This window comes from Nocardia sp. NPDC047648 (genome assembly GCF_040642815.1).
Taxonomy (GTDB): domain Bacteria; phylum Actinomycetota; class Actinomycetes; order Mycobacteriales; family Mycobacteriaceae; genus Nocardia; species Nocardia gamkensis.
Window position 1 is genome coordinate 1 of sequence record NZ_JBEYSX010000017.1, and the last position, 16,688, is coordinate 16,688.

At 71.0% G+C, this 16,688-nt stretch carries 11 protein-coding genes and 1 pseudogene; 8 read left to right on the forward strand and 4 right to left on the reverse strand.

What is annotated here, in order from left to right:
- From ABZ803_RS29080 to ABZ803_RS29100, 5 genes and pseudogenes are all read left to right on the forward strand, one after another.
- A pseudogene (locus ABZ803_RS29080) lies at positions 1-708 on the forward strand (lytic transglycosylase); the annotation flags it as partial.
- A gap of 561 nt (positions 709-1,269) precedes the next feature.
- Positions 1,270-2,526: a hypothetical protein gene (locus ABZ803_RS29085; protein WP_357044125.1), complete on the forward strand. Its 1,257-nt coding sequence runs from the start codon at positions 1,270-1,272 to the stop codon at positions 2,524-2,526.
- Between the two features lie 175 nt (positions 2,527-2,701).
- On the forward strand, positions 2,702-3,925 hold the full coding sequence (locus ABZ803_RS29090; RefSeq protein WP_357044127.1) for a serine hydrolase: 1,224 nt from the start codon (positions 2,702-2,704) through the stop codon (positions 3,923-3,925).
- A gap of 168 nt (positions 3,926-4,093) precedes the next feature.
- A complete protein-coding gene (gene trpB / locus ABZ803_RS29095) occupies positions 4,094-5,335 on the forward strand; it encodes a tryptophan synthase subunit beta (protein WP_357044129.1) in 1,242 nt (413 codons plus the stop codon).
- Positions 5,336-5,411: 76 nt separating this feature from the next.
- Positions 5,412-6,554 (forward strand): metallophosphoesterase, encoded by a 1,143-nt coding sequence (locus ABZ803_RS29100; RefSeq protein ID WP_357044131.1) that lies wholly within the window; start codon positions 5,412-5,414, stop codon positions 6,552-6,554.
- A gap of 27 nt (positions 6,555-6,581) precedes the next feature.
- Here ABZ803_RS29100 and ABZ803_RS29105 read toward each other — a convergent pair whose 3' ends face one another.
- Both ABZ803_RS29105 and ABZ803_RS29110 read right to left on the reverse strand, forming a co-directional pair.
- Positions 6,582-8,237 carry an alkaline phosphatase D family protein gene (locus ABZ803_RS29105; RefSeq protein ID WP_357044133.1) on the reverse strand — a complete coding sequence of 552 codons (1,656 nt, stop codon included), beginning with the start codon at positions 8,235-8,237 and terminating at the stop codon, positions 6,582-6,584.
- Positions 8,238-8,293: 56 nt separating this feature from the next.
- The gene (locus ABZ803_RS29110; RefSeq protein WP_357044135.1) at positions 8,294-10,912 is read right to left on the reverse strand and encodes a LuxR C-terminal-related transcriptional regulator; all 2,619 of its coding nucleotides are present in this window, start codon (positions 10,910-10,912) and stop codon (positions 8,294-8,296) included.
- 225 nt (positions 10,913-11,137) lie between these two features.
- On the opposite strand from ABZ803_RS29110, the gene ABZ803_RS29115 reads away from it, so the two are divergent.
- Positions 11,138-11,551: a hypothetical protein gene (locus tag ABZ803_RS29115; RefSeq protein ID WP_357044137.1), complete on the forward strand. Its 414-nt coding sequence runs from the start codon at positions 11,138-11,140 to the stop codon at positions 11,549-11,551.
- 288 nt (positions 11,552-11,839) lie between these two features.
- Positions 11,840-12,619, forward strand: a complete 780-nt coding sequence (locus tag ABZ803_RS29120) for an alpha/beta hydrolase (RefSeq protein ID WP_357044139.1) — start codon at positions 11,840-11,842, stop codon at positions 12,617-12,619.
- Positions 12,620-12,672: 53 nt separating this feature from the next.
- Here the strand turns inward: ABZ803_RS29120 and ABZ803_RS29125 are convergent, their stop codons facing one another.
- Complete coding sequence (locus tag ABZ803_RS29125) at positions 12,673-14,463, reverse strand: FAD-dependent oxidoreductase (RefSeq protein ID WP_357044141.1); 1,791 nt, start codon at positions 14,461-14,463, stop codon at positions 12,673-12,675.
- Positions 14,456-15,868 (reverse strand): NAD(P)/FAD-dependent oxidoreductase, encoded by a 1,413-nt coding sequence (locus ABZ803_RS29130; protein WP_357044143.1) that lies wholly within the window; start codon positions 15,866-15,868, stop codon positions 14,456-14,458. The genes ABZ803_RS29125 and ABZ803_RS29130 overlap by 8 nt, the downstream gene beginning before the upstream one ends.
- A gap of 159 nt (positions 15,869-16,027) precedes the next feature.
- On the opposite strand from ABZ803_RS29130, the gene ABZ803_RS29135 reads away from it, so the two are divergent.
- The gene (locus ABZ803_RS29135; RefSeq protein WP_357044145.1) at positions 16,028-16,672 is read left to right on the forward strand and encodes a TetR/AcrR family transcriptional regulator; all 645 of its coding nucleotides are present in this window, start codon (positions 16,028-16,030) and stop codon (positions 16,670-16,672) included.
- Positions 16,673-16,688 lie beyond the last annotated feature (16 nt).

A 16,688-nucleotide genomic window follows, 5' to 3' on the forward strand; every position in this document is an offset into this window, starting at 1 on the left:
GCGTATGCGGCGAATGTGCTGAGTTGGGCGGCGGCGTATCGGACCGGGGGTTCGCCTACGCAGGTGCGTATCTCGCCGGACCTGATACCGCCGGGTGCGGCAGCCCCGGTGGATCCCGGTTCCCCGATGACTGCGGTGACCACGGCGGTGCCCGCACCCGTCGAGTCGCCGCGGGCGCCCGTGCCCGCGCCGCGGCAGCAGGCGCCGACGCAGGTGATGATCACGCTTCCCGGTCTACCGCCCATTCCGTGCGGCATCTTCTGCCCGCCGCCGCCCCCGGTGAATCCGTGCGTCGCGCAACCTGTTCCCGCGCCGATGCCGCAACCGGGGCAGCCCGGCATGGCGCGCACCCCGCTCGCGCCCGGGCAACCGTACGGCGCGGCGCCCGGACAGCTACCGAACCCCGGCGCGAACAGCCCCGAAGCGGACGGCAACCTGGCCGCCGACGCCGGACCCGCCGACGCCCGCGCCGCCGAGTGCACGCAACCCGAGACCGAGGCCGCCATCGGCCCCGCACCTGTCGCCCCGGAGCCGAACACCGGACCGCGCCACCCCGAACCGGCCGTCACCACACCGCCCGCGCCGGAACTCGAGCCCGAGCCGGTGCCCGCCGCCGAACCCACACCGACACCCCCGCCCGGGATCACCCTGCCGTTCGGCATCGTCATTCCTCTTCCGGGCCCGCCCCCGCCCCCACCGGCGGGCTGACTCCGTCCCCGCCGGTAACCGCGGGTTCTCGCATTCGGGCGCGTGCTCCGCGTCCCGCTACATGTCCATCCACGGTGGACCGCGGCTCCGGTCGCAGGGGCGAAGAGGCGTTGGTCCGGGGCGGGCTGTGCCGCGACCGTTCGCAAACATCTGCGTGCGATGCCACCCGGCCTGACCCCGCCGTAGTTCTCGCGGGTCGTCGGGCGGAGGCACAGGGACCTCGCCGTCGCGTGGGGATCGTCCCGGAAAGGGCGTCGAATGATTTCGTCACGATTGTGCCCATATCGGGCGCCACGCTGCCTCGAAGCCATATCCGGACCGCGCGAACGGACGTATTCTGATCGGTAGCTATCGCGTGGCATCTGCCAGCGGCGCCGAGGAGGCCATCCACCTCCGGGCACGCCCGCGCCTACCGGTCAGGGCTTGCCGTCGTGGTCTCCGAGGGCGTCATCTCGTGCGGCGGACGTTCGGCGAGCGTGTGGCCCGGATCAGAACCCGGGCCGATCGTCGGCGACCGCCGTGCCGAACCCCGTCCGAGACCGGTCGAGCAGAGGTGATCCCATGAGGGCCACAGTCGGAATATCAGCAGAACAGGCCGTGGTACGCGGGGTGATGCTCTCGTCCACGGCGCAACGAGGCACCAGGCCGGACGTGCTGCGGGCGATCGAGCAGCCGGTCGAGCACTCGACCGCAGCATCGGTGGCCGCCACACTCGAGGCGTTGACGGCAGAGGCCGAGGCCGGCACCGAAATCGATGACGTCGCCGTGGCGTATCGAACCGTGGCCGAGCGGCGAGCAATCGTGTCGCAACTGTCATCGGCATCGTGGCGATCGTCGTCGCTCGTATCGGCGAAGGCAGCGCTGCTGGCGATGATCGAGGACATCCCCGGCCTGGCGCAGTACGGCACCGTGCTGGTGCTCGAGTTCGTCGGCTACCACACGTCCTATCTCGTGACCGGTCCGGAACGTAACGGAATTCTCAGCTGCGGCGGGTGGTCGTCCGGTGTCGTCGACGCCGATACCGCCGGCCTGGCGATCGATCGAATCCGCTCCGCGGTAGCGGCGGATGGGCTGCTGCCCGACGCCGTGGTCGTGTGCGGCTCGTCGGCGGGCGACCCGGACGTGGTCGCCGCGGTGCGGCTCGCGCTCGACGTACCCGTCATGGCGGCGCCCGACCATGCCAACGCCGCGGCTTACGGCGCGGCGTTGGTCGCGGCCGCTCCGTTCCGGAGCGGACCGGTGGCACCGGCGGCGGCCGGTCGCCGGCATGGCGGCCGTGTGATCCTGGCCGGAGCGGCCGCGGCCGCCTTACTGGGTGGAGCGGCGGTCGCCGTCGTGCAGGCGCGCGGGGACCGCCCGGCCGATGCCGCGATCGGTGCGCCCGCGCAGGCGCCCGTTCCCGCCGCTCAGCTCGCCGAACCGAATCCGGCCGCGGTGGCCCCGGCGCCCGCGGCCGAGCAAGCCCCGGTGGCCGTGTTGCCGGAACCGGCATCCACTCCCGAGCCGTATCCCGAACCGCCGATCCCACCGCCACCTCCGCCGCACCCGGCGGCGGAGGCTCAGGTGCCCATCCCGCCGATCCCGCCTCCCGTGCCACCGCCCGCGGAGCAGCAACCGCCGCCGCATCCGCGCAATCCCACCCCGACGCAATCGCGCGAACCGGCCGTTCCGGCGCCGGCCACCGCCGCCGCGCCCGACGACACCTATCTCTTCCCGGGCGAGGCCCCGCCGCCTCCCTGGAACGCCGACCAGGCCACCGTGCAGGCGTGGTGGGACAACCACTGGAAATTGAAGGAGAGCTGGCTGCACGGTCGCTGATACATCTCCCCTGAGACGCCCTTGGGGGCCGGATATCAGGGCGCGCTGCACCGGCATCGACGTGTCCTGGGATCACCACACTGTCGACGACCTCTTCGACCAGTGGTGGCAAGCGGCGCCGCGTGAGCCGCGCCGGGCACCGGCGGCTCCCGCCGACGGTGGATAAGCTGGCCGGGTGAGCGCACCAACGGCCGGCTCGGTCGCTATCGTCGACGACCTGGAGACCGTCACGACCCGAGGTCCGGAAGACGATCCCGCGGCGATCGGCCTCGGCCGCGCCGACGTGGAGTCCCTGTGGGAGTCGGTGCAGGCGTGGTACCGCCTGGGCACCACGCCCGCGATCCAGGTCTGCTTGCGCCGCGACGGCAAGATCGCCCTGAACCGCGCCATCGGCCACGGCTGGGGCAACGCGCCGGGCGACGGGCCGGAGGCGGTGCGCGTCCCGGCCACTCCCGACACGCCGTTCTGCGGCTTCTCGACCGCGAAGGGCGTGGCCGGTGCGCTGATGTTCATGCTCGTCGAGCAGGGTGCTTTCGCCCTCGACGATCCGGTGTCCGGCTACATCCCGGAGTTCGCGGCGAACGGCAAGGCCGCCATCACGATCGGTGAGGTGCTCTCGCATTCCGCCGGGATCCCTTTCGTCCCGGCTCCGTATCAGGGCGTCGACCTGGTACTCGACGAGGAATTGGCCGTGCGCGCGCTGGCCGACCTGGTCCCGAGCTGGAAGCCGGGACGTTTCCGGGTGTACCACGCGCTCACCCTGGGATTGGTGCTGCGCCTGCTGGTGCGGCGCGCGACCGGCAAGCGGATGCGCGAGCATCTCGCCGAGCAGGTGCTCGAGCCGTTCGGATTCCGCTGGACCAACTTCGGCGTGCGACCCGAGGACCTCGGCAAGGTCGTGCCGAGCGTGAAAACCGGTCCGGCTCCCTCTCGGACGGCGAGCTATCTGGCGCGCAAGGCGGTCGGCGGGCGGATGGACCGCGCGTCGCGCGCCGCGACCGACGCGTTCCTCACCGCCGAGTTGCCCTCGGGGAATCTGATCACCACCGCGTCCGAGTTGTCGCGGTTCTACGAGATTCTCGTCCACGGCGCACCCGACGGCCGCCGCATCATCCGGACGGAGACGCTGGAGGAGGCGGTGCGCCCGGCGCGCTGGATACCCGGTGTCGCCGGACGCGTCAGCCGAGCCGGCTTCGAACTCGGTGGGCGCAGGTCGAAATTCGGCCGCGACACCGGATCGCATTTCGGGCGTAGCGGATTGACCACCCAGTACGGCTGGGCCGACCCGGCTCGCGGGCTGTCCGGTGCGATCCTCACCAGCGGCAAGGCCACCACCGATACCGAGCGACCGTGGCGGCTGGTCGCCCAGGTCTCCGCCACGGTGCCTGCCGACCGGTAGCCAGGGCGAGGCGCCCGGCCGGATCGATCGCCTCCACCAGTGAGAACACCTTAGCCATCCGAACGATTTAGTCTGTTAACTCGCTTGTTGCCGACCCGTCGGGTCGTGCTAGCGCTAGCGGAACAGACTGACCCGTCGGCTCTTTGGGCGGTGAAAGCGTTGGTGTTGATGAGGATTGACCACGACGTGGCGGTGAGCGGATCCCGCCACGAGATGTTTCCCGACGAACGCGGGCGGTTCGGCGTGTTCGGCGGCAGATTCGTTCCCGAGGGCCTGATGGCCGCGCTCCTGGCCTTGGAGGACGCCTACCGCCTTGCCTGCGCCGACCCGGGTTTCGTCGCCGAATACCGGGAACTGTTGCGCGACCGGGTCGGAAGGCCCACGTTGCTGCACCGGGTCCCGCGGTTCGGGGAGTTGCTGGGTGTGCCGGGCGCGCGGGTGTATCTCAAGCGCGAGGACATGGCCCACACCGGCGCCCACAAGATCAACAACGCGCTCGGGCAGGCGTTGCTGGCCCGGCGGATGGGCAAGAAGCGGATCGTCGCCGAGACCGGCGCGGGCCAGCACGGCGTCGCGGTGGCCACGGTGTCGGCGATGCTCGGATTGACCTGCGTGGTCTATATGGGCACCGAAGACATGCGGCGCCAGGCGTCGAACGTGATGCGGATGAAGCTGCTCGGCGCCGAAGTCCGGCCGGTGGACAGCGGTTCGCGGCGGCTGAAGGAGGCGATCAGCGAGTCGGTCCGCGATTGGGTGGCCGATGTGGACACCACCCACTACCTGTTCGGCACCGCGGCGGGGCCCGCGCCGTATCCGCGGATCGTGCGTGATTTCCAGACGGTGATCGGGACGGAGACCAGGTACCAGATCGCACGCGCCGAGGGCAGGATGCCGGATTACGTGCTGGCCTGTGTGGGCGGCGGCAGCAACGCCATCGGGGTGTTCCATCCGTTCGCCGATGACCCGCGGGTGGCGTTGATCGGTGTGGAGGCCGCTGGGCTCGGGGTGGAGACCGGCGAGCACGCCGCGACCCTCTGCATGGGCAGCCCGGGTGAGATCGACGGCTCATACAGCTATCTGTTGCAGGACGAGGACGGCCAGATCGCGCGCACCCACAGCATCGCCGCCGGACTGGACTATCCGGGCGTCGGTCCCGAACTCAGTCACCTGAAGGACAGCGGCCGGGTGCTCTACCGGGCCGCCACCGACGCGGTCGCCCTACGCGGCATGCAAGCACTCAGCCACACCGAAGGGATCCTCGCCGCACTCGAATCCGCTCACGCCGTCGGCTATCTGATGGAGATGGCGGCGCGCGGCGAGATTCCCGCGGACTCGCTGATCGTGCTGTGCCTGTCCGGCCGTGGTGACAAGGATCTCGCCGTCGCCGCCGACCGGCTCGGTGTGGCGTGACCGCTGCTATCGTCGGAAACGCCCATGGCGCCGGAGAGGGACCGCGCGCTACACCCGCGCCCGAGGACGAACCCTCTTGAAGTATGTGCCCCGCCTGTTGTTGTTCCTGGCGATTCCCGCCGTGCTGTTCCTGCTGCCCTGGTGGACGCTGGTAGCCGCACCCACCGCGGAATCCGGCCCGCTGTTCTGGCTGGGTTCCGCGCTGTTCCTGCTCGGATTCGTCGGCTTGCCCGCGTCGATGTTCCTCGGTCACGGACCGGCGCAGTCGGATGCGGCCTCGATCGTCGGCGACACGTTGCTCGGCGTGATGTGGGTGCTGTTCAGCTGGTCGGTGCTGGGCAATCTCGCGCGGGCCGGACTGACCGTCGCGGGGGTGGCCGACCCGGCTCGTTCCCGGATCGTCGCGGTGGGTGTGCTCGCGGCCGCGACGGTGCTGGTGGTGTGGGGTGTGGTCGAGGCGCGCCGGGTACCGCGGGTGCGTACCGTGGAAGTGTCCATTCCGGGGCTGGGCCCCGCGCTGGACGGACTGCGCATGGTCGTGGTGACCGACACCCATTACGCCGCGCTCGACCGGCTGCGCTGGTCGGAACGGGTGGTCGAGGTGGTCAACGCGCAGCGGCCCGACATCGCCTGTCACGCGGGCGACCTCGCGGACGGATCGGTGGCGAAGCGCCACGCGCAGGTGGACCCGCTCGGCAAGGTCGAGGCCGAACTCGGCCGGTTCTACATCACCGGCAATCACGAGTACTTCGGTGACGCCCAGGGCTGGATCGACCACATGACCTCGCTCGGCTGGCAACCGCTGCACAACCGGCACGAGATCGTGCGCCGCGGCGACGATCGGCTGGTGATCGCGGGCATCGATGATCCCACCGGCATCGCCTTGCCCGGGCACGGTCCCGACCTGCCCGCCGCGCTCGCGGGAGCGGACCCGGACGCGCCGGTCGTGCTGCTCGCCCACCAGCCCAAGCAGATCGCGGAGGCCGCGGCGGCGGGTGTGGCGCTGCAGATCTCCGGTCACACCCATGGTGGCCAGATCTGGCCGTTCCACTATCTCGTTCGCCTCGATCAGCCCGTGGTCGCCGGGCTGAGCCGCCACGGCGAGCGCACGCAGCTCTATACCAGCCGGGGGACGGGCTTCTGGGGGCCGCAGCTGCGGGTGTTCGCCCCGAGTGAGATCACCGTGCTGGTCCTGCGTTCGGAGCCCGCGAGCGCCTGAGCGCTTTCGGCTGCCGGGGCGACCTCGTCAACGGTGACCGCGGTCGGCGCCTGCCTGACCGGCGGCGTCGGATGCGGGCGCCGGCGCAGGTGGATGGCCGGGACTCCACGCCTCGACGACCCCCGGAATGCCGTCCTGGACGACATAACCGGCTCGGGTGTGGATGGGCGCGCCGGGATGGCGGACGTAGGGAACGACGCGAAAGTCGTTGCGCCATATCTTGTGATCGAGTTCGACCCGGACATAGCCGCGTTGGGCGTTGAAGAACTTGACGTCCGGGTTCGCCGCGAGCAGCCGGCGGCCTTTGTCGCTCAGATCGGTTCCGTCGCCGTTGCTGGTGATCGAGGTGCCGGTGAATTCCGCCGCCACGACCGGTGATCCGGGATCGGAGTAGTCGCGCCGCAGGTCGGCGGCCTGGTTCTCGTGTCGGTCGCCGGTGATCACCACCAGGTTCGCGGCGCCGCGGGTCGCCGCGGCGTCCAGTACGGCGTTGCGGTCGGCGACGTAGCCGTCCCAGGCGTCGGTGGAGACGCTGACCCGAGGGCCCGGGTCGGAATCGTTCTGGCTCATACCCACCTGGTTGCCGAGGACCTGCCAGCGCGCGGGGGAGTGGGTCAGGCCGTCGATCAGCCAATCCCGTTGCTGCGCACCGAGAATGGTGCGGCCGGAGGAGAATCGATCGGTGCAGCCGTCGACCACGGCGCCGCCGCATGCCTGCGGTGTGCGGTATTGGCGGGTGTCGAGCATGGTGATCTCGGCCAGATCGCCGAACCGGAAGCGGCGATGCAGCCGGATGCCCGCGGCGGACGGCAGCTGCGCCAGGCGCAGTGGCTGGTGCTCGTACATGGCCTGGAAGGCGGCGGCGCGGCGGCGGCGGAACAGGGCGGGGACGCGCCAGATGTCGAGACCGATGCCGGGCGCGTCCGCGGCCCAGTTGTTGTCGACCTCGTGATCGTCCATGGTGACCAGCCAGGGGAACGCGGCGTGTGCGGCGCGCAGCGGCTGCTCCGATTTGTACAGCGCGTACCGCAGCCGGTAGCCGGGCAGGTCGACGGCCTCGTCGCGGAAGTTCGGCCCCATCGCGACACCCGCCCGCCCGCGCACCCACGCCCGCTCGTAGATGTAGTCGCCCAGATGCACGACCAGATCCAGATCTTCCCGGCTCAGGTGCTCGTAGGCGGTGTAGTAGCCGGAACTCCACGACTGGCAGGAGGCGAAGGCGAAGCGCAGCCGCGCCAGGGCCTGCCCGGGCGCCGGGGCGGTGCGCGTGCGCCCCACCGGCGACACCGCCGAGCTCACCCGGAACCGATAGAAATACCAGCGATCCGGCGCCAATCCGCGCACCTCCGGATGCACGCTGTGGCCGAGTGCGCGGCTGGCCACCGCCGACCCGCGCGCCACCACCCGGCGGAACTGCTCGTCGTCCGCCACTTCGTAATCGACCGTGACCGGATCCACCGGCATGCCGCCGAGGCCGTCGGGCGCCAGCGGGTCCGGCGCCAGCCGCGTCCACAGCACCACACCGTCGGGTGCGGGATCGCCGGAGGCGACGCCCAGCGCGAACGGATCGCCGAGCCGGCGCGGGGCCGGAAACCGGGCACTGCTCGCCGCCGCGGTTCCCGCCAGTACCGCGGCCGACCCCGCGGCGCCGACTCGCAACAGTTCCCGACGTGAGAGAGCCATACATCAGCGTAAGGCCGCGCCCGGGGACGGGAAGGGGCCCGAGCGGCGCTGCGGTGTCAGAGCAGCCCGCCCCGGCGCGCGTGGTCGAGGGCGTCGACGCGGGAATTGGTGCCCAGCTTGCCGTAGATACCGCGCAGGTGCGTCTTGACGGTGTTGACCGAGACGCCGAGGTCCGCGGCGATCTGCTGTGCGGTGCGGCCGGAAGGCAATTGCTTGAGCACGGTCATCTCGGTGTGGGTCAAAGCGGGGTAGGCGGGCCTGCGGCGCGCCGCGGGGTGCCGCCGGATCGTCGCCGCGAAGCTCTCCGCCCGGCCGAGCCTGCCCGCGTAACTGTCCAGCAAGGGCATCGCGGCGGGCACATCGAGGAACGGCCGCAACAGCCGGTGGGGCGTGGCGGAGCCGAGCGCGTTCTCCAGTGCGGCGAGGGCTTTGGTCGGGGCCCTGGACTCGTGTTGCGCCGCGGAGTACAGCAGCCACCCGGTGACGGCGCTGACCGGGCGCAGGTCGTCGGCCCGCTCCAGCAGCGGTTCGAGGACGGCGCAGGTCGCCTTGCGGCGATCGGCCGCGGCGTGCAGCGCCGCATCGGCCAACCGCACCTCGGGAAGCTCTCCGACGATGCCGCGGGCGCGTTCGACCAGCAGTTGCGCGGTCCTCGCGTCGTGCACGCGCAGCAGCGCCCACACCACCGGCAGGATCAGGCTGCCCGTCGTGGCGGGGACCGTCTTGTGCTCCAGCAGGACCAGCAGGCTGCGACGCAGCGCATCCACCGCCGCGGACTGCTCCTCGGCCCGCTCGAGATCCAGCAAGCGGCCCACGACGTGGCCGCGCCATCCGGCGGCAGGGCCGCATGATCCGTCGTGATCGGCCCGCTCGGTGAGAACGGACGCGATCTGCGCCGCTTCGGGCGTCTCGCCTTGCAGGTAGGCGCCGTAGGCGGCCACCGACGTCGCCTGGACGGCGTCGGTCGTCCCCAGCAGTCCGTGTTCCTCGGCGATCGCCAGCGCACGCGCCGCGCGCTCGCGCATCGCGGTGGCGGCGTCGACGGCGTCGGCGGCGAAGGCCAGCCGGGTCAGCGCACGCAGCACCAAGCGGGGGCGGCCCGCGTGCTCGGCGAGTGCGAGCGCCGAGTGCAGCAGCTGTTCGCCGCGAGCGACGGCCCCACCGGCGACGAAGGCGGTGGCGATCTGGATCTCGGCGTACGCGTCGAGATCGGGATCGCCGGTCGGGGAGACGCGGTCCGGGAAACCGGGAAGGCCGGCCCCGGTGGTCGCCGCGACGTCGATCGTCGCGGCGAGGGTGAGTGCGTCCAGCCGTTCGGGCGAGGCGAAGGAGATCTTGGCGGCGCGCCGCGCCGCGGCGGTGTCCAGGCACGCCACCGCGGCGGCGGAGCTGCCCGTGACGAGGGCGTCGACGACGCGCACCAGCCACAGGAACGGATCGTCGAGCAGAGCGGGCGCCGAACGGGCCAGTTGATCGAACAGCGTCGCGCCCTTGCCGTCGAGAACCATGCGCAGCGCACACGTGGACAGGAATTCGCACAGCTGATCGCGGTCCGCGCCCGCGAGCTGGTGCGCAAGCGCGGTGGAGGGCTGCCCCGCGGACCGCAACCAGCGAGCCGCCCGGCGATGCAGTTCCGCGCACAGGTCCGGTCCGAGGCGGCGGGCTTCGGCGAGGAAGTGGGCGCGCACCAGCGGATGACAGGAGAACCAGACCTCGCCGTCGCGCACGTCGGAGTCGATCGGGAAGTCGATCCGATCGAGTTCGTGCAGACAGTGCCCCGCGCCACCGTCGAGGAGTTCGTCGGCGAGCTGCTCGGTGAAGGAAACCGGCAGGCTGGTGTAGGTGAGGAACCGGCGCAGCGCGGGCGGCAGCGCCTCGATGAGTTCGCTCATCAGGAAATCGGCGACCGCGCGCGCCGGGCGGGCGAGAACGGTGAGCGCAGTGGCTCGGTCGTCGGATCTCGCGGCCAGATGGGTCGCGGCGATGCGCACGAGGGCGGCCCAGCCCCGGGTCATGGCGTGCAGTGTCGCGAGTTCGTCGCCGGTGAGCTCGCAGCCGTGGTCACGGCACAGCGCATCGATCTGCGCCGGGGTGAAGGCGAGTTCACTCCGACCCCACCGGGTCAGTCGCGAATGCAGCTCGAGCACGTGCCAGCGCAGCGGCGGAGCGAAGCGGGCACACAGCACCGTCGTCACGTTCGGCGGGGCATGCTGCAGGAAGTACTCGATGCCGGCGAGCGCGAGCGGATCGGTGAGCAGATGGGCGTCGTCGAGCACGAGAACCGTCGGCGTCGTGCGCGCGGCCAGCGTGTCGGCGAGCGCCGCGGCCTGCGCGGCGGGCGGACCCGGGCAGGTCGGGTTCGTGATCTCGAAGCGGGCGTGCAGCACGGTCCACAGCGTCGTCGGGTCGTCGAGCTGCTCGGTGACGGTCACCCAGGCGACGTCGGACGTACCCGCGGCGTGCCGGGCGGCCCAATCGGCCACCAGTACCGACTTCCCGGCCCCGGCCGGTGCGCAGAGCAGCAGCACGTGTCCGTCGCGGGTGCCGGAGACGCCGTCGGCGGCGGCGTGCAGATCGAACCGGGGGATGGGGGTGAACGGCAACGCCGGTATGTCGGTGATGGATTGCGCCGCGGCGGGGACAGGGCGTAGAGCGGGGACGTGCGAGGTGGTCACCGTGCCTCCCGGGCCGTGTGCTGACAGATCACTACCACGCCTCGGTAGCGGAACTTACCCGGTGTGTAGTCCGCTCGATCAGATCGTGTGTGGTCGTTATGGAATTTTCATTTCGGGCGACCGCGAAATACCGGAGTCACCCGAAACGGGTGAAGTGCCGGACGGTGGGACTGGTGGACATTCGGAAGACGCCTGTCCACTATTCCCCGAGAAAGGGGGCGCCCGATGACGCACATGACCGAACCGGAGCCACACCCCGTCCGCCGTGGCATCGCGGCGGGTACGTCCATAGCGGCCGCGATCCTGCTGCTGACCGTCGGCGTGCTGTCGATCTTCGAGGGGATCTCCGCCGTCGCCGACGACGATCTGATCGTCGTCGGCGCCGACTACGTCTACAAGTTCGACACCACGACCTGGGGCTGGATCCACATCGTCGTCGGCATTCTCCTGGTCGTCGCGGCGCTGGGTTTGATGACCGGCGCCACCTGGGCGCGGGTGGTGGCGATCTGCCTGGCGGCTCTGTCGATCATCGCGAACTTCATGTGGTTGCCGTACTACCCGGCATGGTCGGTTCTGGTGATCGCGTTGAACATCGTCGTGATCTGGGCGGTCGCCACTTGGCGGCCGGAAGCCGTCTGAGCGGACGGGCATTCGCGGCCGCGCGCCTCTGCTCTCGGCCGGGGCGAACTGCGCCGATCCGATCTTCGGTGCGCCTCGCACCTGAAGCAGGGCGGCGCCGGTCGGCGGGATCCGGCGTCTTCCGGCCGGGGTGGCTCGGCGCGGGTGGTAGGGCGAACCGTTGCGGCCGGCAGCATTCCGGCGAGCAAACTTGGTGAACTCTCGCAGAAGTCGGGGTTTCCGCTGCCACCATAGGTGAGGTTGTGGTATCCACCTTCGAGATCGCACTACGAACTCGAAGGGACGCCAATGCCCAGCAAGCCCCCGCTCGTTCTCCTGCACGGTGTCACGATGTCCGAACGGGTGTGGGACGACGTCACCCCCTTGCTCGCCGCCCGGCACGAGGTGATCACGCCCACCGCCGTCGGCCATCGGGGCGGGCCGCCCGCCCTGCGGCGCCCGGCGCGGGTCGAGCATCTGGTGGATGACATCGAGCAGCGGCTGGACGCGCTGGGGCTGCGCCGGGTGCATGTCGCGGGCAATTCGCTGGGTGGCTGGATGGCGATCGAATTGGCTCGCCGCGGTCGAGCGGAGTCCGTCTGCGCGCTCTCACCGGCGGGGTTCTGGGCAGCCGGGGACGGAAGCCGGTCGGCCGCGACGCGCCGCATCGCCCGGGAGGCGGTCACCGGGCGGCTGCTGGGCTTTGCCGCCCCGCTGGCGCTGCGCAGTGCGTCGGCCCGGCGCATCGCTCTGCGCAACATCGCCGTGCACGGTGATCGCATCAGCTCGGCGCAGGCCCTGACCTGCTTACGCGACCTGCTGGAATGCACCGTCACCGCCGATCTGCTCGGCACCGACGAGCAGATCGCCGCGTTCGACCCGTTGCCGTGCCCGATCACGGTGGCCTGGTCGGAACACGATCGTGTTCTTCCCGAACACATTCACGGGCCGATCGCCCGGACGCGGCTGCCCGAGGCCGTGTACACCATCCTGCCGGACACCGGTCACGTTCCGATGATCGATGACCCGCGGCTGGTGGCGCAGACGATCCTGACCACCACCAGCGTCACCACCGCCGAGGCGCCCTAGGCCCCGCGCGTTCCGCGGCGTAGCGCCCGGCGGACGGCGATGGGCCCGCCCGGTCACACGTCGAGCAGGTGCGGCAATCCGGCGCGATACCGATCGGCGTCGATGTGTTTCCACGGTTCGAAGACCGGCAGGGACACCAGCGGGAAGATCGGTACGCGGGGGGCCGGGTCGTCGGCGGCGTCGAGGATCGCGTTGGTGGCGGCGCGCCCGGATTCGTTGGCGCCTTCCATCGTGGCGAGGTCGATGTGGTTGCGTACGTGATCGCCGCCGAAGAACAAGTTCGGGATGGCGCAGTGGGCCTGCGGCCGGTGATCGTAGGAGCCGACGGTGTTGACCAGTAGCGGAGTCTCGTTGCGCACGCCGTTCGCGGTCCAGGTGATTCCGGGGTCCAGATGCCAGGAGCGGATGTCCTCGGGACGCAGCCATCCCGTCCCGGTGTTGAGCCACTCCGTGAGCTGTGCCCACACCTCTTCGGCGATCTCCTCCGCGGAGCATTGTTTGGCGGGCCGGTCGAAGCGGATGCCGGGGGAATCCCAGTCGGAGATGTCCACCGAAAGGCATTCGCGCACCGTGCCGTCGCCGTAACGGGTGGCGAAGTCGCCGACCCACATGGGCGCTTGGCGCAAGGCGGTGAGCGCCCACGGGGAGCCGAGGGCGGCGATATGGCCTTCCGGCAACTCGGTGGGGTTGGCGAGGTAGTACTGAATACCGACCATCCAGTCGGTCCGCAGCTCCCGCATGCCCGCCAGATGCGGGTCGGTGTCGAGGATGTCGTCGGTCAGCAGCGTGACCGCCTTGTCCACCGGCATCGCGCACAGATACCAGTCCGCGGTGACCACGGTGGAGCGGCCGCCGGGATCCGTCAGCGTCGCCGAGGCGATCCGGCCATCGCGAAGCTGCAGCCGTGTCGCCCGCAGGCCCGGCACGAATTGCACGCCCCGCGAGCGCAGATATGTGACCCAGGGGTCGATCCACGCTTCGTTGGTGGGACGGTTGAGAATACGGTCGATTCCCGCGGAGTACTGCGGTATCGCCCCGGTCCCCGCCAGCACCAGGGCCTCCCCGATGGTGCCGATCGTGCGCGCCGAACTCAGCTGGGGTTTGGCCGCCACGGTGATCCGGGTGAGGGCGCTGACCAGGTATTCGCGATAAGCCGGTGACTTGCCTTCGGCCCGCAGGATCTGCTCCCACGTGACGTATTCCCACTGCCCGAAACGCCGTTCGGTGCAAGAGGTGAACCAGACGGCCATCTGTTTGGCGAAGAACGCGAGTTCGGCCGGTGGCAGTTCCGGAATGAAGCCGAACGCGCCGATCAGCGTGCTCTGCAACCGCTGCGGGTTGATCTGGTCGAGACCCCCGAATTCGACCGGCGCGTAGATCGGCGGCCTGCCCCGGAAACCGGCGACGGTGCCCTCGACGCGGACGAGGTTGCCCGCGACGCCATCGGGATTGCCGGGGAAGGGAATGCGCCGCATGGTGTCCGGAAGGTTCTGATAGCAGCCGGGAAAGAACCGGAAGCCGTGCTCGCCGGGCAGGTCCGAGCGGCCGTCGGTGCCGGTGCCCGGCACACCCATGCTGCGCGCCTTGCCGCCGAGGAACGCCGGTTCGTACACGGTGACCGCGTATCCCCGCTCGATCAGTTCGTGGGCCGCCGACAGCCCGGCGACGCCCCCGCCGAGCACCGCGACCGACTTTCCTCCGGTGCGCAGCGCGGGCGTTCGGCGTGGTCCGGGCGGTGCGGCGTGCGCCGGGGCGGCGGTGAGGGCCAGTCCGGCCGCGAGCGTGCCGCGCAACAGGTCGCGGCGGGTGAGGTCGATGGTCGGCCGAGGACGCGGGTCATGCATGTCGATCTCCTGAAGATGCCGCGAGAACGCGCCGCGGCGGCCGGGACTGGATGGCGTCGGCGGGATCGGAGCGCGTGAAGGCGCACGCTTCCCTCCGTTCGGAGACTGTGTCGCGGAATTCGTCCGCCAGATTCGCGAGGACCGGCCAGGGGGCGCGCCACAATGCGCGCAATGCTCCCGCCGCGAGCGCCGCCGCGCGTGCGGGAGTGAAGACGTCTTCGGGAGCCACGGTGCGCGAGAAGATCTCGGTGACCGCGTCGGCCAGCGAGGGGTCGGCCGCGGCCCTGCGGTAGAGCTCGATTTCCACAGGGCGCATCGCCGTACCCCGGGCCAGCCGATTGGTCCACTGGTAGACACTCAGGCATTCGCGATCGCGCAGCCGTTCCCACGCGGCCAAGGCGGTGTCGAGGTGCTCGGTGTCGTCGAGGGCAGCGGCGGCCAGTTCGCCGAGCAGCCGGCCGTAGCGCAAGGCATCCCGGATGCCTTGCGCGGTCACCGGATCCTTGAAATGGCCCGCGTCACCGGGCAGCGCCCAGCCCGGCCCGGTCGAGCGCCGGAAGTAGGACGCCAGTCCGGTGGCCGAACGCACCCGCCCGACGCGGCGGCAAACGCGCAGGCGCCGTGAGAGTCCGGGCAGGCGCTCGATCGCCTCCTGATACCTGCGCTCGGCGCGCCCGCCACCCGGTTCGGCGGGCTGCGCGGGCGGTTGGACGAGGCTCAGCAGCAAGCCGTCGTCGCAGGGGAACGCGGTGCCGAGATCCGGACCGTTCCGCCATTGGGCCGCGATGTGCCGCTGGTCGGCCGCGCCGTCGTGCCAGTAGGCGAACAAGCAGTCCCGTCCGCTCGGTGCGGACAATCGGGGCCGGGTGGCGCCGACGAGCCGGGCCACCGTACTGCGGCGACCGTCCGCGCCGACGACCAGGCGGGCACGTACCTCGTGTTCGCCGCTTCCGTCGGCGTAGCGAACGCCGGCGCAGCGATCCCCCGACCACAGCAGATCGGTGACCCGCACGCCCTCGCGGATCCGTGCTCCCGCCTCGACGGCGGTGGCCACGAGCGCGGCGTCCAGTCCGGTCCGCCGCACGCACATCGCGTGGTCGACGCCGTCCACCGGTGTGAAGGACGACCGGACCGCGTAGCCGCCGCCGTCGGCGAAGGCCGTGGTCAGCGGGGGCGCGCCGAGCCGGAGGACACGGTCGAGGGCGCCCGTGCGATGCAGTTCGGCCAGGCCGCCGGGCCACAGCAGGTGCGTCGAGAGGGTGTCGGAGGGAAAGCGCGCCGAGTCCAGCGCGAGCACGTCGCGCCCGGCTCGCGCCAACGCGATGGCGGTCGCGGAGCCCGCGCACCGCGCGCCCACCACGACCACGTCGGTGTACTCGATTGCCGGGGGAGAAGAACCGCGCATGCCCGAACACCTCGGTCGCATAGTCTCGGACACTGTGTCCGATCGATGGTGAGCGGTGGGTGCCCGAATGTCAATATCGGTGCCGTGTCGGCAGAATGGGGGGACGCACCCGACCGGCACAGCCGAGCACGCGGCCGCCGCGCCGCAGAGAGGACCCGGATGCCCTCGCTGACCCGTGTCCCCAGAAACGCACGCAAACCGGTCGACGATCGGCGCGCGGATTTCGAGCGACGCGTCCTCGCCGCGGTGGAGGAGTTGCTCGCCGACGGCACGCCCTACACCGAGATCGCCGTCCACCGGATCGCCGCCGCCTCGCAGTCGGCGAGGTCGACGTTCTACCGGTATTTCCCGGACAAGAGCCGGCTGCTGATCCGCATGGCCGAATTGGCCACCGCGGATCTGTTCGAGGCGGCGGAGCGCTGGTGGATCACCGAGCACACCGGGCGGCAGGCCGGTGTGGTGACGGCCGTGCGGACCATGATCGCGGGGTTCCGGGAGCACCGGTCGCTGCTGCTGGCGCTCAGCGAAGTCGCCGCCTACGACCGCGACGTCGGCGCGTATTGGCGCGGCCGGGTCGCCTCGTTCGTGGCGGTGGTGCGCTCGCGGCTGGAAACCGACCGTGCCGCGGGCCGGATCAGTCCGGCGATCGATCCGCAGGCCACCGCCGTCGTGCTGACCTCGATGGTGGAACGCGCGATCGCGGTGAGCTTCTCCTCCGGCTCCGGGGTCACCGACGACGCGCTGGCGGAGGCGCTGGGCCGGGCGATCTGGTTGACGGTGTACGGCGACGCCCCGTCTGCCTGACGGGACACCCGGCGCC

Coding starts and splice junctions, on each gene's coding strand:
- ABZ803_RS29135 (WP_357044145.1), top strand. CDS start 16,028: ATGCCCTCGCTGACCCGTGTCCCCAGAAACGCACGCAAACCGGTCGAC.
- ABZ803_RS29085 (WP_357044125.1), top strand. CDS start 1,270: ATGAGGGCCACAGTCGGAATATCAGCAGAACAGGCCGTGGTACGCGGG.
- ABZ803_RS29130 (WP_357044143.1), bottom strand. CDS start 15,868: ATGCGCGGTTCTTCTCCCCCGGCAATCGAGTACACCGACGTGGTCGTG.
- trpB (WP_357044129.1), top strand. CDS start 4,094: ATGAGGATTGACCACGACGTGGCGGTGAGCGGATCCCGCCACGAGATG.
- ABZ803_RS29120 (WP_357044139.1), top strand. CDS start 11,840: ATGCCCAGCAAGCCCCCGCTCGTTCTCCTGCACGGTGTCACGATGTCC.
- ABZ803_RS29125 (WP_357044141.1), bottom strand. CDS start 14,463: ATGCATGACCCGCGTCCTCGGCCGACCATCGACCTCACCCGCCGCGAC.
- ABZ803_RS29115 (WP_357044137.1), top strand. CDS start 11,138: ATGACGCACATGACCGAACCGGAGCCACACCCCGTCCGCCGTGGCATC.
- ABZ803_RS29105 (WP_357044133.1), bottom strand. CDS start 8,237: ATGGCTCTCTCACGTCGGGAACTGTTGCGAGTCGGCGCCGCGGGGTCG.